Source organism: Streptobacillus notomytis, assembly GCF_001902585.1.
Taxonomy (GTDB): domain Bacteria; phylum Fusobacteriota; class Fusobacteriia; order Fusobacteriales; family Leptotrichiaceae; genus Streptobacillus; species Streptobacillus notomytis.
This window is the reverse complement of record NZ_LKKV01000112.1, coordinates 19,435-40,289: the sequence shown is the minus strand read 5'-3', so window position 1 is coordinate 40,289 and position 20,855 is coordinate 19,435. Positions and strand designations below refer to the sequence as shown.

At 26.4% G+C, this 20,855-nt stretch carries 21 protein-coding genes; all 21 read right to left on the bottom strand.

The genetic code is table 11. The annotated features are described in order from the left end of the window. Window positions 1–2: 2 nt before the first annotated feature. The 21 genes from BUE91_RS05780 to BUE91_RS05680 all read right to left on the bottom strand — a co-directional run bounded on the left by BUE91_RS05780 (window position 3) and on the right by BUE91_RS05680 (window position 20,850). Complete coding sequence (locus tag BUE91_RS05780; protein ID WP_073508246.1) at window positions 3–761, bottom strand: formate/nitrite transporter family protein; 759 nt, start codon at window positions 759–761, stop codon at window positions 3–5. 128 nt (window positions 762–889) lie between these two features. Beyond that, a complete protein-coding gene (locus BUE91_RS05775; RefSeq protein ID WP_073508245.1) occupies window positions 890–1,645 on the bottom strand; it encodes an exodeoxyribonuclease III in 756 nt (251 codons plus the stop codon). 81 nt (window positions 1,646–1,726) lie between these two features. After that, complete coding sequence (locus BUE91_RS05770) at window positions 1,727–2,062, bottom strand: hypothetical protein (RefSeq protein WP_066900038.1); 336 nt, start codon at window positions 2,060–2,062, stop codon at window positions 1,727–1,729. Next, entirely contained in the window at window positions 2,062–2,991 is a 930-nt protein-coding gene (rsmH, locus tag BUE91_RS05765; protein ID WP_073508244.1) for a 16S rRNA (cytosine(1402)-N(4))-methyltransferase RsmH, read from the bottom strand. Before rsmH ends, BUE91_RS05770 begins: the two co-directional genes overlap by 1 nt. 17 nt (window positions 2,992–3,008) lie before the next feature. Further along, the gene (gene mraZ / locus BUE91_RS05760) at window positions 3,009–3,434 is read right to left on the bottom strand and encodes a division/cell wall cluster transcriptional repressor MraZ (RefSeq protein WP_066900034.1); all 426 of its coding nucleotides are present in this window, start codon (window positions 3,432–3,434) and stop codon (window positions 3,009–3,011) included. A 188-nt stretch (window positions 3,435–3,622) separates the two neighbouring features. Beyond that, the gene (locus BUE91_RS05755) at window positions 3,623–6,082 is read right to left on the bottom strand and encodes a glycogen/starch/alpha-glucan phosphorylase (RefSeq protein WP_180370666.1); all 2,460 of its coding nucleotides are present in this window, start codon (window positions 6,080–6,082) and stop codon (window positions 3,623–3,625) included. 185 nt (window positions 6,083–6,267) lie between these two features. After that, window positions 6,268–6,549, bottom strand: a complete 282-nt coding sequence (locus BUE91_RS05750) for an HU family DNA-binding protein (RefSeq protein WP_066900030.1) — start codon at window positions 6,547–6,549, stop codon at window positions 6,268–6,270. A 95-nt stretch (window positions 6,550–6,644) separates the two neighbouring features. Next, the gene (locus BUE91_RS05745) at window positions 6,645–6,845 is read right to left on the bottom strand and encodes a preprotein translocase subunit SecG (RefSeq protein WP_172793516.1); all 201 of its coding nucleotides are present in this window, start codon (window positions 6,843–6,845) and stop codon (window positions 6,645–6,647) included. A gap of 13 nt (window positions 6,846–6,858) precedes the next feature. Then, the gene (tpiA, locus tag BUE91_RS05740) at window positions 6,859–7,617 is read right to left on the bottom strand and encodes a triose-phosphate isomerase (RefSeq protein WP_073508242.1); all 759 of its coding nucleotides are present in this window, start codon (window positions 7,615–7,617) and stop codon (window positions 6,859–6,861) included. Window positions 7,618–7,695: 78 nt separating this feature from the next. After that, window positions 7,696–8,505: a Cof-type HAD-IIB family hydrolase gene (locus BUE91_RS05735; protein ID WP_073508241.1), complete on the bottom strand. Its 810-nt coding sequence runs from the start codon at window positions 8,503–8,505 to the stop codon at window positions 7,696–7,698. A gap of 13 nt (window positions 8,506–8,518) precedes the next feature. Further along, window positions 8,519–9,739 (bottom strand): acetate/propionate family kinase, encoded by a 1,221-nt coding sequence (locus BUE91_RS05730; protein ID WP_066900023.1) that lies wholly within the window; start codon window positions 9,737–9,739, stop codon window positions 8,519–8,521. A gap of 11 nt (window positions 9,740–9,750) precedes the next feature. Continuing rightward, a complete protein-coding gene (locus BUE91_RS05725; RefSeq protein ID WP_066900021.1) occupies window positions 9,751–11,040 on the bottom strand; it encodes a hemolysin family protein in 1,290 nt (429 codons plus the stop codon). 13 nt (window positions 11,041–11,053) lie between these two features. Further along, window positions 11,054–12,007 (bottom strand): ROK family protein, encoded by a 954-nt coding sequence (locus tag BUE91_RS05720; protein WP_073508240.1) that lies wholly within the window; start codon window positions 12,005–12,007, stop codon window positions 11,054–11,056. An 11-nt stretch (window positions 12,008–12,018) separates the two neighbouring features. Beyond that, complete coding sequence (locus tag BUE91_RS05715) at window positions 12,019–13,392, bottom strand: NADP-dependent glyceraldehyde-3-phosphate dehydrogenase (RefSeq protein ID WP_073508239.1); 1,374 nt, start codon at window positions 13,390–13,392, stop codon at window positions 12,019–12,021. Then, window positions 13,382–14,272 (bottom strand): alpha/beta fold hydrolase, encoded by an 891-nt coding sequence (locus BUE91_RS05710; protein WP_066900016.1) that lies wholly within the window; start codon window positions 14,270–14,272, stop codon window positions 13,382–13,384. Before BUE91_RS05710 ends, BUE91_RS05715 begins: the two co-directional genes overlap by 11 nt. Next, complete coding sequence (locus tag BUE91_RS05705) at window positions 14,269–16,446, bottom strand: heavy metal translocating P-type ATPase (RefSeq protein WP_073508238.1); 2,178 nt, start codon at window positions 16,444–16,446, stop codon at window positions 14,269–14,271. The genes BUE91_RS05710 and BUE91_RS05705 overlap by 4 nt, the downstream gene beginning before the upstream one ends. Before the next feature lie 100 nt (window positions 16,447–16,546). Beyond that, window positions 16,547–16,864: a thioredoxin gene (gene trxA, locus BUE91_RS05700; RefSeq protein WP_073508237.1), complete on the bottom strand. Its 318-nt coding sequence runs from the start codon at window positions 16,862–16,864 to the stop codon at window positions 16,547–16,549. Window positions 16,865–16,885: 21 nt separating this feature from the next. Continuing rightward, complete coding sequence (nox, locus tag BUE91_RS05695; protein ID WP_073508236.1) at window positions 16,886–18,220, bottom strand: H2O-forming NADH oxidase; 1,335 nt, start codon at window positions 18,218–18,220, stop codon at window positions 16,886–16,888. 35 nt (window positions 18,221–18,255) lie between these two features. Then, the gene (gene dusA / locus BUE91_RS05690) at window positions 18,256–19,209 is read right to left on the bottom strand and encodes a tRNA dihydrouridine(20/20a) synthase DusA (RefSeq protein ID WP_073508235.1); all 954 of its coding nucleotides are present in this window, start codon (window positions 19,207–19,209) and stop codon (window positions 18,256–18,258) included. 6 nt (window positions 19,210–19,215) lie between these two features. Then, window positions 19,216–19,662, bottom strand: a complete 447-nt coding sequence (locus tag BUE91_RS05685) for a DMT family transporter (protein WP_073508234.1) — start codon at window positions 19,660–19,662, stop codon at window positions 19,216–19,218. Then, window positions 19,663–20,850 (bottom strand): replication-associated recombination protein A, encoded by a 1,188-nt coding sequence (locus BUE91_RS05680; RefSeq protein ID WP_073508233.1) that lies wholly within the window; start codon window positions 20,848–20,850, stop codon window positions 19,663–19,665. It lies immediately after the preceding gene. Window positions 20,851–20,855 lie beyond the last annotated feature (5 nt).

Below are 20,855 nucleotides of genomic sequence, written 5' to 3'. Positions count from 1 at the left end.
TCCTAATCCTTATTACAATACCATAATGTTAAGCCTATAATTATTCCTCCACCTATAAAATTCCCTATAGTAACAAACACAAAATTATATATTACATTTAATATTGTAATTCCTTCTAAACCATACATTAATGCCAAAGGTAAATAAAGCATATTTGCTACAACGTGATCATAACCTAAAATTATAAATAACATTATAGGAAACCAAATACCAAATAGTTTTGATATACCATCTTTTGCTATGTATCCAAGTAAACTAGCTCCACAAACTAATACGTTACATAATATACCTTTTAATATTAAATCATACATATCTGTATGTACCTTATGTTCTGCTAAATGACCTAAAAAAGTAATACCTGCCTCACTTAAAGTATGAGTTTCATATGAAATATATGCTACTGCTATTGAACCTATTAAATTAAATATCCAAACTATTGATAATATTTTAAACATTTTTAATATACTAATCTTATTTTCCACATAACCTACAGTCATCATACAATTACTAGTGAATAATTCTAAACCAAGAAGTACTATTACTATTAATCCTACTGGAAATACAGAGGCTCCAAAAAATTTTGCAATACCTGCATTTGTTTCAATTAAATTTGCTACTGTAATAATATTTCCTACTGAACCAAATGCAATAAACATTCCTCCTAATATTGATAATAAAGCAAGTTTAATAAATGGTTTTTTCATTCTTTTTTCTGTAGCATGTATAACATATTCGATTAATTCCTTTTGTGTCTTTAACATAATATTGACAATATGATAATTATCATATCTCCTTTCTTTTTATTCAAAATAAATATATCACAAAAAAATACAAAATTCAACAAAATATATAACATTGTAAAAAAACATCAATAAAAATATTGATGCTTTTATTTGATATATAAAACAACAGGGCAATGATCTGAACCTTCAACCTTATCATGAATTTCTGCATCCACTAGTCTATCTTTTAGTGAATCAGAAACACAAAAATAATCTATTCTCCAACCTGTATTATTTTTTCTTGCATTACCTCTATAAGACCACCAAGAATATGAATGTATTTTATCTGGATAAAAATATCTAAAAGTATCTATAAATCCACTTTCTACAAGTTCTGTAAATTTATTTCTTTCTTCTATTGTAAATCCAGCACTTCTTGTATTAGCTTTAGGATTTTTTAAATCTATTTCTTTATGAGCTACATTTAAATCTCCACATACTATAACTGACTTTTTTTCTTCTAAATTTTTTAAATATGATCTAAATTCATCTTCCCATACCATACGGTAATCTAATCTTTCCAACTCATTTTTAGAATTTGGAGTATAAACTGTAACAAAATAGTAATCTTCAAATTCAGCTGTTATTACTCTTCCTTCTTTATCATGTTCTTCTATTCCTATACCATAACTAACAGAAATAGGTTCAACATCTGTAAATATAGCTGTTCCAGAATAACCTTTTCTTTCAGCATAGTTATAATATGTATAATATCCCTCTAATTCTAAATTCAATTGACCTTCACTCATTTTTATTTCTTGTAAACCAATGATATTAGGTTTTTGTTCTTTAAAATAGTCTAAAAATCCTTTTTTAATACAAGCTCTTAAACCATTAACATTCCATGAAATATATTTTTTCATTATTCACCTCTTTAAATTATATAACTAATTATACTTTATTTAGAAATATATATCAAATAAAAAAATTGCTCTTACAAGCAATTATTTTATATATCTTACATTTTCATTATATACAAATCCTAAGTTTTTACTTTCTTTTTGAATTTTTATAACATTTGATATAGCCATTAATTCTGATTTAATTGAATCTATTTCTTTTTCTACTCTTTCAGCTCCTTTTATATTAGCATAATTTTCACGAGCTATGTTAGTTAAATTAAATTCTGTAACTATACTTACCAATGCTAAAGCTATTAATGGTAACATAAATAATGTTAATTTAAAAAATGCTACTTTTTCTAAATTAGCCTTTAATTTTCTTACTTTTATTAAACTTATTATCCCTTCATTTCTTCTTAATATTCTTTCTCTTCTCATTATTTAACTCCTTTAATAAACACTCTTAATTTTGCAGAATGTGCTCTATTATTCCTTTTTAATTCTTCTTCTTTTGAAATTATTGGTTTTCTTGTAAGTACTTTACCTTTTGATTTGTTACCACATTTACATATAGGTAAATCATATGGACATATGCAAGGGTTTTCATAATTTCTAAACTTTTCTTTTAATATTCTATCTTCTAAAGAATGAAATGTAATTACCAATAATCTCCCACCTGGATTTAACAACTCTATAGATTTATCTAATGCTTTTTCAAGCACTTCTAATTCTCTATTTACATAAATTCTAATTGCCTGAAATGTTCTTTTAGCAGGGTGTTTTTTCATACTTCTACCTATTGCTTTTATAACTATATCAGCAAGTTCTGTAGTTGTTTCTATATTTTTATTTTTTCTATATTCTAATATATATTTAGCTATTTTTCTTGATTTTGGTTCCTCACCATATTTATATAATATATTTGCTATCTCTTCTTCTGTAAAATTATTAATAACCTCATATGCACTAAGTTCCTGATTTTCATCCATACGCATATCAAGCCTTGCTTCTTTTCTATAAGAAAATCCTCTTTTATCATCATCTAATTGTTTTGATGATACTCCTATATCCATCAATATTCTATCAACTTTATCATAACCTGATAAATAAGCTACTACATCAAGATTTTCAAAATTATTCTTAAATATACTAACTTTGTTTCCAAACCTTTTTAATCTCTCACTTGCATATTTTATTGCATTTTCATCTTGGTCTATAGCAATAAGTTTTGAATTATCCGTAGAATTTAATAAAATACCTTCGCTATGTCCTCCTCCACCAAGTGTGCAATCTACATATATCAAGTCTTTTTTTTCTATGATATTTTCTAAAACTTCATTGTATAGTACTGGTAAATGATATTCCATTTTATACCGTCCTTTTCTTAGAAGTCTATATCTATTTCTTCCATTATTTCATTTATATCTTCATCTTCTCTATAAATATCTAGTTTTTCACTATCCCATATTTCAATTTTATTTCCCATACCTATTACTGTGGCTTTTTTTGATAATTCGGCATATTTTTTTAAAGTTGATGTAACTGTAAGTCTTCCATGGCTATCAAGTTCTATTTCCTGTGCTGATCCTATAATAAATCTTTTAAATTTAGTCGCTTTTTCATCTGTTTGCTTAATTTTAGATAATTTTTCTACAATTTCTTTCCAGTTTTCAAGATTATATAAATCAATCTGTCCGTTAATACCTCTAGTTATATAGAAATTTTCTCCATTTAACAATTCTCTAAATTTAGCTGGTAACATTAAACGACCTTTAGTATCTACACTACAACTATATTCACCAATAAACACTCATTACACCTCCTTTTCAAAATTTACCACTTTAAACCATTTTTTACCACCTTTTACTAGTTTATACCACAAAAATCATTTAAAGTCAATATTTTTACTATTTTTTTTATTAAAAGACCGATAATATTTTAAAAATATGTGTGTAAATAAAAAGTCCTATAATTAAAATTATAGGACTAAATAATTATTTATTCTGAAATGTAATTTCTTGGCAAGCATTTTTCAATATTCCATATATTCTCAGCATAATCTAATATAGTTCTATCTGAACTAAACTTACCTCCATTAGCTATATTTATCAATGATTTTCTTAACCAAGTTTTTTGATCTTTATAATCTTTACTAATTTTTTCTTGTGCTTTTCTATAATCTGCAAAATCTTTTAATACAAAGTATACGTCTGCTCTATTTCCTTCAACACCATTTAATAATGAATTGTATAATTCTCTAAATATTCCTGTATGAGAATCATCATATGTACCATCAATTAATTGTTCAACTACCTTTTTAAGACCTTCCACTATTTCATAATCAACTCTTGGATCATATTTACCATATCCTTCAAGTCTTGCAACTTCATCAGCTTTTAGACCAAATATATATGCATTTTCTGTTCCAACTTCTTCAACTATTTCAACATTAGCTCCATCTAATGTTCCTAAAGTTAATGCACCATTTAACATAAATTTCATATTACCTGTACCTGATGCTTCCTTTCCTGCCGTTGATATTTGTTCTGAAATATCAGCTGCTGGGAATATTTTTTCTGCAAGAGAAACTCTATAATTTTCTAAGAATACAACCTTAATTTTATTATTAATACTTGTATCATTATTAATTATTTCAGCAACAGTGTTAATAAGCTTAATAATACCTTTAGCTCTTCTATAACCTGGAGCTGCCTTTGCTCCAAATATAAATGTACGAGGTGTTACATCTAATAATGGATTTTCTTTTAATTTATTATATAAATCCATAATATGTAAAATATTTAACAATTGACGTTTATATTCATGTAATCTCTTAACTTGAATATCAAAAATTGAATTAACATCTACTTCTACACCTGTAGTATCTTTAATATATTTAGCTAATTTAATTTTATTTTCTTTCTTAATGTCAGATAATCTATTTAATACATTTTCATCATCTAAATATGCTTCTAATTTTTTAAGTTCTGCTAAATCAACTATCCATTTATCTCCAATTAATTCTGTTATTAATGAAGCAAGTTTAGGGTTAGCATTTAATAACCATCTTCTTTGAGTAACTCCATTTGTCTTATTTTGGAATTTTTCTGGATATAGTTCATACCAATCTTTTAATTCTTGATTTTTTAGAATTTCTGTATGTAATTGTGCAACTCCGTTTACAGCATGTGATCCAACTATAGCAAGCCATGCCATTTTAACTTTGTCTTCTCCTATTATACTCATTCTTTCAATCTTTTCATAATCTCCATTAACTTTTTGAGAAAGTTCTATTAAAAATCTTCTGTTAATTTCTTCAATTATTTGATAAATTCTTGGTAATAATGGTCTAAATATATTTATTTCCCATTTTTCTAAAGCTTCTGATAAAATTGTATGGTTAGTATATGCAAATACTTTCTTACAAATTTCCCATGCTTCATCCCAACTTAATTTTTCTTGGTCAAGTAATATTCTCATTAATTCTGGAATTGCAACAACTGGATGAGTATCATTTAATTGTATTGCAACTTTTTCTGGTAATATTGCAAAATTATTTCCAAATGTTGACTTATGTCTTCTAATAATATCTTGTAATGAAGCAGATGTAAAGAAAAATTGTTGTTTAAGTCTTAAAATTTTACCTTCTCTTTCTGTATCATTTGGATATAGTACTCTTGAAATATCTTGAGCTCTAACTTCTTTTTCAGAAGCTAAGATATAGTTTTGAGAATTAAATAATTTTAAATCAAATCCTTCAGGTGATCTTGCTTCCCATAATCTCAAAGTATTAATTACATTATTTCCATAACCAATTACAGGAACATCATATGCAACAGCTAATACATTTTCTGTATTCACTCTCTTGAAATATTCTTTCCCTACTTCATCTCTATGTATCTCTATATCTCCACCAAATTTAATTTCAAATACTCTATCTTCTCTTTTTATACACCAAGGTGTTCCATATTGTTGCCAATTATCTGGATATTCAACTTGAAATCCATTTTCTATTTTTTGTTCAAACATCCCATATTTATATCTTAATCCATATCCATGTCCAGGTAATCCTAAAGTTGCAAGTGAATCTAAAAAGCATGCTGCAAGTCTTCCTAATCCACCATTTCCAAGTCCAGCATCCATTTCATAATCTTCTAATTTATTAATATCTATACCTAATTCTTCTAATACTTCTTTCATAACATCATTATATCTCAAATTAATTAAGTTATTACTCATGTATCTTCCCATTAAGAACTCTGCTGATAAATAATACATTTGTTTAACTTGATCTTGTTGTCTAGTTTTTTTAGTATTGTACCAATGTTCAGTTATTTCATCCATAGTTGCTCTAGCAACTGCATAATATATCTCATATTCTTTAGCTTCATCTAGAGTTTTACTATACTGTCTTCTTAAAGATAATAGAATTTTATCTTTCAACATCTTTTTATCCATGATTTCCTCCAATAATAATATGACTACATTTTATAATATTCAGCTTGATTTGTCAAGCATTAAACCGTTTGCATAAAACTTATAAATTGAATTATAAAACAAATAAAAAATGTACATTTTATTTTTTATGTAAAATAAAAAAACTACACAATAAAATGTAGTTTTATATATAAATTATTTTGTTATTATTTTGCTTTTGAAACTTTTTCAGCGAATTTTTTACCAACTTTGAATTTTAACACTTTTTTAGCAGGTATTTTGATTTCTTTTTGAGTTTTAGGATTAATTCCTTCTCTTTCTTTTCTCTCTTGAACTTTAAATGATCCCCAACCAACGAATTGAACATCTTCACCTTTAATAACTAAGTTTTCAACTGTTTCTAAAAAAGCATTAACTAACTCTTCAGATCTTTTTTTAGTTTCTCCAGTTAATTTAGCGTATTCTTCAACAAATCCTTTTTTTGACATTAACATTTCCTCCTTGTTTTATAATCAATATTATTATACACTTTTTTTTTTCTTTGTCAAGTTTAAAGTAGTATAAATCTTTGATTTTATCGCATTTATCTAATAATATTATGTAAAATTGCAACAAACAAGAATAAAAAAGCAACATATTCTGTAAACTTTTCTATACCTTCTTTTTCTTGGTCTAATACATTCGCAGTTTTAGCGATACCACGACTTCTATCTGGTTGAATTAAAATAACTCCTATTAAAATAACTGCTAATATTACTAATAAGACTACTAATAATGTTTTCATTATTCAATCCTCCTTATATTTGAGAACCAGCTTCTACAAGTTTAGCAAAACTAACAGGTTCTAATGCTGCTCCACCAATTAATCCACCATCAATATCATTTTGTGACATTAATTCTAATGCATTTTCAGGCTTCATAGATCCTCCATATTGCACAGTTATTTCATTTGCAATCTCAGATCCATACATATCTACTAATAAATTTCTAATAAAAGCGTGAACTTCTTGTGCTTGTTCAGCAGTTGCTGTTTTACCAGTTCCAATTGCCCACACTGGTTCATATGCTAATACTACTTTAAGTATACCTTTTTCACAAACGTCTTTTAATCCTTCTCTTAATTGCTCTTCAACAACTTTTTCAGTTATGTTAGATTCTCTTTGTTCTAAAGTTTCACCAAAACATAATATAGGTCTTAAGTCATTATGTATAGCTGCAAGAACTTTTTCATTAATAAATTTATTACATTCTTTATAGTATTCTCTTCTTTCAGAATGTCCCACTAATACATATTCAACACCTAAGTCTTTTAACATTAAAGGAGAAATTTCTCCAGTGTATGCTCCACTATCTTTAGGATTCATGTTTTGAGCTGCGATTTTAATATTAGAATTTTTTGTTTCTCTAACAGCAGTTTCTAAGCTTGTAAACGGTGTTGCTACAACTATTTCAACGTTTTTTCCTTCTACTAATGGTAATAATTCTTTAAAGAATTTTTCTGTTTCAGTTCTAGTTTTATTCATTTTCCAGTTTCCTGCAACGATAATTTTTCTCATTTTATTCCTCCATTTTTTTCATTCTATATGTAATAATATCATATTTCACTTAGCTTGTAAATAGTCAAAACCTCGTGTTTACTTAATTAATATAAATTTTTCAATCATATCTGCAAGTATACCTTCATCATTACTTACTCCTACATAATCAGCCATTTCTTTTATTTCTAATTTAGCATTACTAGGTGCAACTTTAAACTCACTTGCTTCAAATAATGGTATATCATTATAGCTATCCCCAACAGATATAGTGTCCTTTTTATTCATACCTAATATATCTAATAGCTTATGTAACGTTTTCCCTTTATTTATATTCTTATTTACTATTTCTAAAAATATAGGGAATGATTTAGCGAAAAATAATTTTTCTGAAAATTTACTTTTTTTAAGTATGTTTTCATGATTAAGTAAATTTTCTGGACTAGATAATAACATACATTTAACAACATTATCAAAATCTATTTCTTCTATATCATTTATTATTTTAACTTTTCCTTCTGTAATATCTATCTCAACACTTGTATATTCATTAATTTCATTTACAAATATAGTGTCTCCATTGTATGTTAAAAAAGATAAATTATTTTCCATAGCATAGTTATATATACCTATAATATCTTCCTTATCCATACCTACTTCATATATTTTTTCCCAATTTTTACAATCTATTATTTCTCCACCATTAAATGATATTATATATCCACCAAATTTATCCATTTTAAGTTGTTTAGCAAAATCAATCATGGCATAAGTTGGTCTACCGCTTGCTAGAACAAATATATTCTTTTCTTCTTGTAATTTTAATATAAATTCTATATTTCTTTCTGCAATTTTATGTTCACTATTTAATAAAGTCCCATCCATATCTGTTGCAATAAGTTTTATCATATATTCTCCTTCTCTAACCTTTCAACAAATTATATGTTTCAATAGAAATCATCAATTCTTCATTTGTCCCTATTTTAAATATACTTGTTTTTGAAGCTTCTGTACTTAAATCTACATCTCCAGATTGTCTTATCTTATTTTTTTCATAATCAAGATTTACTCCTATAAAATCTAAATTTTCACATACTTTTTGTCTTGTTTCACTTGAATTTTCTCCTATACCACCAGTGAAAATAATTGCATCAACACCTTGTAAAAGAACATAATATGAACCAATATATTTTTGTATACTATATGTCATCATATCAAAAGCCAATTTTGCTCTCTCATCACCATTTAACATAGCTTCTGTTAATTCCCTATTATCAGAACTTTTACCAAATATTCCTAAAACTCCTGATCTTTTATTTAATTTTTGACTCATTTCTTCAATAGACAAATTATATTTTTCCATAATATATAAAATTATAGATGGATCAATATCTCCACAACGAGTTCCCATTACAAGACCTGCAAGTGGTGTAAATCCCATAGATGTATCTAAAACTTTACCATCTTTAATAGCTGTAATTGAAGCACCATTACCCAAATGACAACTTATTATCTTATATCCCCCATAAGGTTTTTTAACTCCTTTTTCAAGTAATAACTTTTCAGCAACCTTAGATACATACTTATGACTAGTCCCATGGAAACCGTATTTTCTAATTTTTAATTTTTCATATTCTTCATAAGGAATTGCATACATATATGATTTAGCTGACATACTTGAATGAAAAGCAGTATCAAATACAGCTACATTAGGTGTTTTAGGTAATAATTCTCTCATTACCTTAATTCCCATAATATTAGCTGGATTATGCAAAGGTGCTAATGATGAAATATTTTCTAGTAAAATTATATTTTTATCATTTATTAATAGTGGTTCTACAAAATCTTCTCCTCCATGTACTACTCTATGACCTATAGCCTGTATTTGACTTACATCATCAAAAACTCCAAATTCATTGTCCACTAGTACATTTAAAACAAATTCTAAAGCTCTTTTATGATTAGGAAATAATTCAGGAACTTTGTCTATTTTATTATTTTTAACAAAATTTTTAATACTAAATCTTGAATTTTCTATACCTATTCTTTCACATAAACCTTTTATCATTATTTTTTCAACAGCAGTATCAATTACAGAGAATTTTAAAGATGAACTACCACTATTTAATACTAATATTTTCATAACTTCACCTCTTATATTATTTCTAAAATAACCTTTTCTATTCTTTTATTATTTACTTTAAGTATTTTTATTTTAAATTCATCAAAAATTATATCATCTATTTTATTATCCAAAGGTATAAATCCTAATTTTTCAATCAATATTCCATTTAATGAATCATAATGATTAGATTCAATATTAAAATTAAAATAATCATTGAAATCATTTAAACTTATAGATGAATTAATCATGTATTTATTCTCAGATATCTTTTGAATATCTTCATTTTCTAAGTCATATTCATCATTAATATTGCCAACTATTTCTTCAAGTAAATCCTCTAGTGTAACTATACCTGATACACCACCATATTCATCAATTAATATTGCAATATGTTTTTTTAAGGTTTTCATTTCTACAAATAATGCCTGTATTTTTTTAGTTTCAGGTACAAAATACGCTTCTTGAAGAATTTCATTAATTTTAATATTTTCAAAACCAACCTCATATGCTTTCTTTAGTAAACTTTTAGTATGTAAAATACCAACAATATTATCTAAATCTTCTCTATAAACTGGTATTCTAGAAAATCTAATTAAGTCATCAAATGAAAATATTTCTTGAACATTAGAATCAATATCTATTGCAAACATTGAAGTCCTAGGTATCATAATTTCCCTAGCCACCTTGTCTTCAAAGTCTATTATTCTTTCTATCATTGCTCTTTCTGTATCTTTAATATCACTATCATTTACTATCATTTTTATTTCTTGTTTACTTACAATTTCTAAATTATCATTTTCATTAATTTTAAATATTCTTAAAAATAAATTGGTCGAAAAAGATAATACCTTAATAAAAGGTATAAATAATTTGTACACAAACAATATTATATTTATATTAGCAAGAGCAATTCTTTCAGGATTTAAAAGTGCTAACCTTTTAGGTATTAACTCACCAAATACTAAAGATAAATATGATAACATCAATGTTACAAGTACCACAGATACTTGCTGATAATATGGAAAAGACAGCTTATTTAAAAAAAAAGCTAAAAAGTCCGATAATGAAATTGCTGCTGAAGCCGATGCTAAGAATCCAGCTAAAGTTATTCCTATTTGTATAGTAGATAACAAATTAGATGGCTCTTCCATAAGCTTTTCTAATTTTAAAGCCTTCTTATTTCCTTCATCAATTAATATTTTTAATCTATTTTTATTAATAGAAATTATTGCCATCTCACTTCCAGAGAAAAAAGCATTAATTAATATCAATATTATTATTAATAATATCTGGGGCAATATGGACGATCCTGTATTCATTTATTTCACACTCCTATTTTATTGACTGCATTGCTAGATATGCTGCTCCATAAATTCCTGCATCATTACCAAGTCTTGCGATTTTTATTTCAATATTTTTCTCAATAGACCTAATTAAGTACTCAGGTAAATATTTCTTTATTTTATCTATCAAAAATTCTCCAGCAAGTGCAACTCCACCACCTATAATTACTATATCAGAATCAAGTATAGAAAGAGATGACCCTATTCCCATAGCAAGATATTCTGCTGTTTCTTCAACTATATCTATAGATAATTTATCTCCCTGTTTTGCACATTCAAAAACATCTTTTGCTTCTGGTGTTCTATCTTTGGTTAAATTATATAACATATTATTTTTATTAACTTGCAATCTATCCTTAGCTATTCTTTCAATACCTGTCGCTGATGCATAAGCTTCAAAACAACCCCTTTTACCGCAACCACATAATCTACCTTTTTTCTCTAAAGAAATATGTCCAATTTCTCCTGAGGCACCATTTTTCCCTGAAATAATTTCACCATTTACTACTATTCCTCCACCAATTCCAGTTCCTATTGCCATACCTAAAACATTTTTATATCCCTTTGCTGCACCAACCCATAATTCTCCAAGTGTAATAATATTAACATCGTTATCTATGTATACTGGTCTTGATAATTGATTTTCAAATTCAATTGCTAAATTTAGATTTTCAGGCCAAGAAAAATTAGCCCACATTAATACTGTTGATTTATTAACAGTCGGTCCAGGAACACCTATTCCTAATGAAATAAAATCATCATAATTTATTCCATTTTTTTCTAATCCAGACTTTATGCAGTCCGATAATTTTTTGACTGTTTCTTTATATCCTAAATCAGATTCAGTTTTAACTATTACTGAATAAATAATATTACCATTTTCATCTAAAATACCTATTTTTGAATTTGTTCCCCCTAAATCAATTCCACCATAATATTTCATTTTTACCTCCATTACATATCTAACACTATTGTTTTTATTTTTGTCATTGAAAGAATACTATGTCTAATTCCTTGCACACCAGCTCCAGAATTTTTAATTCCTAAAAATGGGAAATTATCTGGTCCACGTTGTGTCTTATTATTAATATGCACTGTTCCAACTTCTAATTCATTTGCAAACTTAAATGCTTTTTCAATACTATTTGTAAAAATAGAACTTTGTAATCCATATTCTGATTTATTTGCTATCTCTAATGCTTCATTTTCACTCTTTACTCTAATAATTGGTAAAACTGGTCCAAATGGTTCTTCCCAAGCTATATCCATTTCAATATTTACATTATCAAGTAAAACTGGATACATTAAATTTTTTTCTCTTTTAATTTCCGTTAATGCTTTAGCTCCTTTTTTTATTGCATCTACAATTAAATTTTCAACAAAAATTGCACTCTTTTCATCAATTAAAGGTGTTATAACAACATCTTCAAAAGGATTTCCAACTTTTAAGTTCAATATTTTATTTTTAATTTTTTCAACTAATTCATCTGCAACATTTTCCATTACTAAAACTCTCTTTATTGCAGTACATCTTTGTCCTGAATATGAAAATGCTCCTGAAACAATATCATTTGCAGCTTTATCTAAATTAGCATCTTCAAGTACTATTGCAGCATCTTTTCCTCCAAGTTCTAGTAATATTGGTTTCATTTTTGCTTGAATACTTATTCTCTCACCAACAGCTGTACTTCCAGTAAAGTTAATAAAATCTATTTCCTTGTGAGTATTTAAATAATCTCCAATTTCTGAACCTTTACCAGTTACAACTTGTAATACTCCTTCTGGTATTCCTGCTTTTTCAAAACATTTTACTAATTCTATAGCCGATAATACTCCTTGGCTTGCAGGTTTAAATACAACTATATTTCCAGAAATTAATGCTGGAACAATTTTAGAAGCTGCTAAATTAACAGGATAATTAAATGGAGATATAGCTAACACAATACCTACAGGTTCTCTTCTAACAATAGCAACTTTATTTTTAGAAGTTTCATCGTAATTTTTACCTTCATAAACTTCTCCAAAAATTCTCATTCCTTCTTCTGCTGAATATTTAATTAATCCCACTGTTCTTTCAATTTCAGTTAAAGAATCTTTAAATGGTTTAGAAATTTCTTTACTCATCAAAGTTGCAATTGCTTCCTTATTTTCTTCTAAAATATCAGAGGCTCTATACATGATTTCCAATCTTTTAGCAGTAGATAATTCTTTCCATTCTTTAAATGATTTACGTGCATTAATATATATTCTATCAACATCTTCTTGACTCATTTTTTTTACACTACCTAATATAGTCCCATCTACTGGAGATAATACATTAATTTCCATTATTTATACCATCCATATATTTTATTATTTCTTCTACTATTTTATCTTTATTTAACTCAAATAAAATATCATGTCTTGCTTTTTTAACTTTTAAAAATTTAATATTATTTTTACCATTATTTATTTTTTGCATATATTTTTTTAGTTTTGTTTCAGATACCAATGCATCCCTAGTTCCAAATACTATAAATATATTAGCATTTTCACTAATTTTTTTGATATTTGATTTTACAAATGCAGTAAGTGATAACACATTATTATATGATCTTGCAGAAGCTTGTTTTAAATAATTTTCATCATTTAAATATGACATTACAACTTCTTTATCTCTATTTAGCCAAGATGATTTACCTTCTTTAATAAAAGATCTATTAAGTGTTTTCATCATGAATTTAGTGACAAGACTATTTTTTAATCCAAGTTTCATTTCTATTTTAGTTATTATTCTACCCATAAAAATTGAAAATCTCTTTTCTATAGGCATTGAAATTAATATAGAATTTTTTAATTGCATGTCTTCTTGTAAATATAGGGATAATAACCCTCCAAGTCCTTTACCTATTAGAAAAATATTTTCATTAGATGTATCATTAAGTTTATGTTTAATAAATAATTTAATATCATTTAAAACACCTGTAATACCTTTATCTCCAAAATCTGCAACATTTCCTTTTCTAAGCTCTCCATGTCCTCTATATTCAAAAACATATACATCATATCCTGCTTCATTAAGTTTAGTTGCAAATTCATAGTATCTATCTATATATTCATATAATCCATGTAACATTAATATTTTTTTTGTATTACCACTTTCAAATGAAGTATACGGAATTTTTAAACCATCAAAACTTTCAAAATATTCTTTATTCATTATCTTCATTCATTTTCTCCTTTAAATAATTTTAATGTCATTGCATTTAATAAAATACATATAGAGCTTAAGCTCATAGCAAATGCTGCAAACATTGGATTTAATGTTAAACCAAATTTAACAAATAATCCCATAGCTAATACAATACCTATAATATTATATATGAAAGCCCAAAAAAGACTAAATTTTATATTTTTTATAACAGAATTACTTAGATTGATCGCATTAATTATATCTATAAGTCTTTGTTTCATTAATACTATATCCGATATTTCCATAGCGATATCTGTAGATCCACCTATACTTATTCCAATATCTGCTTTAGCTAAAGCAGGTGCATCATTAATTCCATCACCAACCATTATAATCTTATTATTCTTTTGTAAATTAACTAATATATCATATTTTTCATTTGGTAATAAGCCTGCATAAACCTCTTCTATCCCAACTAATTGTGCTACATATTTAGCTGTTTCTATATTATCTCCTGTTAACATAATAGGTTTAATATTCCTATTTTTCAATTTTTCAATAGTTGCTTTTGCATCTTCTCTAATTTCATCAGCTATGGTTATTATAGTAACAAGTTCCTTATTAATAGATACTAAAATAACAGTTTTACCTTGTTTTGAAAAGTTTTCAATATCATTAATATATTTAGATAAATCAACATCTCCTTCTAGCATCATTTTTTCATTTCCTATTAATAATTCATCATTTTTAATTTTAGCATTAATTCCTCTACCCTCAATTTGAGTAAAATCATCAATATTAACCATATTAACATTTAAATTCTCGCAATAATTTACTATAGATGTTGCAAGATGATGTTCTGATTTTTTTTCAGCAGAATATATATATTCTATTACTTTATTATCATTTAAAATAGAGACAAAATCAATTACCTTAGGCTGTCCTTTAGTAAGTGTCCCTGTTTTATCCATTAATATTATACCTGCTTCTTTAATAATTTCAAGAAGTTCTGCTCTTTTAAAGAGTATTCCTATTTGAGAACCTTTTAAACTACCTATCATTATTGATATTGGAGTTGCAATCCCCAATGCACAAGGACATGAAATTACAAGTACAGAAATAGCTCTATTAATTGCAATTGAAAAATCATTTCCCACTATTAACCAAAACATAAAAGTTAAAATTGAAATAACAAATATTATCGGAACTAAAGCTCCGCTTATCTTATCTGCTAATTTTGCAATTGGAGCTTTACTTGTAGTTGCCTCTTCAACAAGATCAATAATTTTTGCTATTATTGTATCATTATTTTCTTTATTAACCTTTACTTTTAAATATCCTTTTTCAATAATACTTGATGCTATTACTTCATCATTAATATTTTTTTCTATTAATTTGCTCTCACCTGTTATAGCTGATTCATTTACATAAGCTTTTCCTTCTAAAACTATACCATCGCAACTAATTATTTCTCCTGTTTTAATTAAAACTTCATCATCTATTTCTAAATCTTCTACATCTATTATTATTTCTTTACCTTCTTTAATTATTGTTGCCTTTTTAGGAGTCAAATTAATCATTTTAGTAATGCTTTTTGTAGCATTTTTTTTAATTCTACTTTCTATATACTTCCCTATACTTACTAGAGTTAATATTACAACTATAGATTCAAAGTATAAATCATGATTTTTACCTTGAATAACATTATATATACTATATACAAAAGAGGCAATTGTACTTACTGCTATTAAACTTGACATATTAGAGTTATTATTTTTAAGTGCTATAAATCCTGAAAAATAATAAAATTTATACATAAACATTACTATTGTAGTTATAATAATCTGTATTAAATATGAATAATTTATCTTTTTAAAACCTAACATATATCCCATAGATAAATACATTATTACTATACTTAATAATATTGAAATTATTAAAATAATACTACTATATTCTTTTTTTTCTTCTACAATATTTTCTCTATTTTTATTATTATCTATTTTTTCTATTCCATAACCTATTTTATCTACTACTTCAACTATTTCTTCAATACTAATAAGTTTTTCATCATATATTACTGTCATTTTAGAAGTAATAAGATTAATATTAACTTTTTCTATTCCTTCTAATTTCTCGAGATTTTTATTAATATTTAAAGCACAATTTGTACAATGCATACCTATTATATTAAATTTTTCTCTTTTCATATATCTCCTTAATTCTAAGAATATTTTCTATATTATATCACAAAAGAAAGTATTAGTATATATTAAAAAGATGTGAACATAGTTCACATCTTAAATAAAATTACATATTATTTTTTACTAAAGTATTTAATTCTTCTTTTGTTTTAAATCCTAATTCTGTTGCAACTTTTTCTCCATCTTTAACTACAAATAATGTAGGTATACTTCTTACTCCGTATTCTCCAGCTAAATCAGGAAATTGATCAACATCTATTTTAACTATTGGAAAATCAGCTTCTTCACTTAATTCATCTAAAACTGGTCCAAGTCTTTTACATGGTCCACACCAAGTTGCAAAAAAGTCTACTAAAACAACTTTTTCTTTACTATAAATTTCTTTTAATTGCTCTGCAGCACCTAAATGTAATACTTTACTCATTGTTGTTTCCTCCTAAAATAATTATTTTGCTCCCAATGCAGTCATAGTGAAATAGTTATATGGTTTATTAAAGTGAGGTAAGAAGAATATATCAAGTAACTTAAATTTATCTATAGTTACTTTCTCTTGAATTGCAAGTGAGAACACATGTAATCCAAGTGAGATATCTAATGTAGAAGCCATTTGAGCTCCTAAAATTCTTCTATTTTTCTTATCATAAACTATTTTAACTGTTACTGCATCATTTTCAGTTTTCATAAATTCAGGTTTTTGATTATCTGTAAATGTAGTTGTTTCAACTTCAAATCCAAATCTCTTAGCATTTTCTTCAGATAATCCTGTAGAAACCATGTTTAATCCGTAAACAGAAATTCCATTTGAACCTTGAACTCCTATTCCTTCTAATTTAGTTCCACATACATTATGAGCTGCTACTATACCACTTCTTACAGCATTTGTAGCAAGGGCAATATAATTAACAGCATCTATAGCGTTATCATATATAGTCGCACAATCTCCTATAGCATAAACATCTTCTTGAGAAGTTTTTTGAGTTTTATCAACTAAGTATGCTCCATTTCTAAATAATTCAACTTTTCCTTTTAATAAGTCTGTGTTAGGTCTAAATCCTGCACATAATATTACCATATCTGTTGCATATTCAGATTTATCAGTTATTATAGATGAAACTTTACCGTCCGTTCCTTTAATTTCTTTTAACATTTCTCCAAATGATAACTCAATACCATGACTTGCTAATTGTTCATTCATTCTTGTTCTGAACTCTTTATCATAGTAAGTTGATAAACAATCACTAGAAGAATCTACTAATCTAACTTTTTTCCCTTTTCTTTCAAATGCTTCAGCTAATTCTACTCCTATGTAGCCAGCACCAATTACTGTAACATGTTTAATTTCAGGATTTTTTAATTTTTCAATAACCTCAGCTGCATTTTGGAATAACTTTACATATTGTACATTTTCTAATTCTTTTCCAGCTATTGGTAAATCAATTGGTAAAGATCCTGTAGAAACTATTACTTTATCGTATTTTTCTTCAAATTCTTTTCCACATTTACTTTTTGCATAAACTATCTTATTTTCAAAATCTATGTCATATACTTCAGTTTCCATATAAACTTTAGCACCATTAGCTTCTAATTTTTCTTTGTTTGAATAGAATAATCCATCTGAACCATCAATTTGATCTCCTATCCATAATGCCATTCCACAACCTAAGAAACTAATGTTATTGTTTTTATCAAATACAACTACTTCTGTACCTGGATAATTTCCTAAAATTGTATTAACTGTTGCTGTCCCAGCATGGTTTGCACCTATAACTACTATCTTCATCTAGTCCTCCTATAAATTCGTTTATACAATACATTTTAACTTATTTTATTCAAAAATTCAAGAATAGTCTCACTTGTTGCTTTTGTGGAAGAAATCATATTTTTCCATATTTTACTGTATTTCATATTGTAAAACAAACCTAGGGTGTGTCTAAGAAAATGATGTGGTTTTTCATTGTTTTCTTCTAATTTTTTCACATAGTGAAACATAGACTTGACTATTTCTGTATGATTTTTGGCATTTTTACCATTTAATAAATTTATTTCATTTGCTAACATTGGATTATCATAAAATGCCCTACCTATCATTACAGAATCTACATAATTATGATGTAGCTTAATATCTTCTATTGTTTTTATACCCCCATTAATTTCTATCATCAAATTAGGTCTATCTTTTTTAAGCCTATACACAGTTTGATAATCAAGTGGTGGTATACTCCTATTTTCCTTTGGACTTAACCCTTTTAAAATTGCAATTCTAGCATGAACAATATATTTATTAACATTAGTAATATCAATAAATTCTAATAATTCTTCATAACTAATTATTTTTCTATCATTTTTTAAAATACCTCTGCCATCTATTCCAATTCTATTTTTTATAGTAACAACCTTTCCCGAATACTCTTTCACTGCTTGTGCAATATCTCTTACAAGTTCTGGTTCACTCATAAGATAAGCTCCCATATTATGTCCTGAAACCCTATCTGATGGACACCCAACATTTATATTAACAGCATCATAAGATGTATGTTTAATATATTTTGCAGCTTCAATGCTTTCTTGTAAACTTGATGTGGCTATTTGTAAGACTACAGGGTTTTCAACTTTTGTAGTTTTTAATATTCTAGCTCTATCACCATTTAAAATTGCTTGAGTAGTTATCATTTCTGTATATAGTTCTATATCGTTATTTATCATTCTAATAAAATTTCTAAAATGTATATCAGTTCTATCTACCATTGGTGCTAAAGCTATTTTAAACATAAACACCTACTTTCTGTTTATTAAAAATATTCCAGCAGACATTAATATTACACCTATCATTCTTTCAAAAGAAAAACTTTTAACTGCATATCCAAAAAGTCCGTAATGATCTATTATCATAGCCATAATTAATTGTGAAAACATTAATAATATAGTTGCAAGTCCTACTCCTAAAGCTGGTATAACAGTAATTACTGATAATACATAAATGGCTCCTGTAATTGCACCTAAATATTTCCACCATGCAGTAGTTGTAAACTGAGTAATTGCAGGTGATTTTTGACCTGTTAGTATTATAAATAACAATATAAATAAAGTCCCTACAGCAAAAGATGTAAATGCCGACCAATAATCACTACCTAAAGATTTACCTAATTCAACATTTATAGGACCTTGAAGTGTAATAACAAATCCTGCAAATATCGTTAATAATATATATAATAATTTTTCCATTTATTTTTCTCCTTTTATTTTAATCCAAACCTCTTCCATATTTTTTTCAAACTTATTATTTCCTGGGATATAATATTTTTTCCTCTTATTCATATAATTCTGATCAACATAATTATTTTCATAATCATGGGGATATAGATACTTTTTTGCTCCAACCTTAGTTAAATGAATTGGAACGTTTTGAGTTCCATTTTCTTCTATATCTGCCATAGATTTATTTACAGCCATATATGCACTATTACTTTTAGGTGAAAGTGCTAGATATATAACGCATTCTGATAAAATTATTCTTGCTTCAGGCATTCCAATTTCTTTTACTGCATGCATACAAGAAACTGCAACATTAATTGCCTGTACATTTGCAAGACCTATATCTTCGCTTGCAGAAATTACTAATCTTCTAGCAATATACATAGGATCTTCTCCACCTATTAATAATTTACTCATCCAATATATCGCAGAATCTGGATCAGAACCTCTTATTGATTTAATCATTGCAGAAATAGTATCATATCTATCTGCAAATACTTTAATATTAAATAATTCTGTAACTTCTTCAATACTAGAATTTAGAAAATCTGCATTTATTAAAGTTTCTAAAAAATTAATAGAAGTTCTAGCATCACCATCTGATATCATAGAAATATATTTTAATATTTCTTCCTTATACTCAAGTTCTTCTTTTTTAGCTATATTTTCTAATATATTAAATATTTCTTTTTCTTCTAATTTTTTAAATTCAAATAAAAGAACCCTAGATAATAAAGCTCTATTAAGAGAATAATACGGATTTTCTGTTGTTGCACCTATCAAGATTATATTTCCATTTTCTAAATCTTCCAATAAAGAATCTTGTTGTAATTTATTAAATCTATGTATCTCATCAAAAAACAATAGTGTCTTATTGACACTATTTTTTGATTTTTCAGATATTTCAATTATATCATTTTTCGATGCTTTAATTGCATTTAAATAAACATAATTATAGCCAAGTTTACTAGAAATTATTTTTGCTAAAGTAGTTTTACCAGTCCCACTTGGTCCAAAAAATATTGCGCTTATGATTTTATTATTTTCAAGCATTCTAGATAATATTTTTCTTATATTTTCTTGACCATAAAACTCATCAAAATCCTTAGGTCTGTATTTATATGCTAAAGGTTTTTTATCATAATTAAACAAATTCATAATAT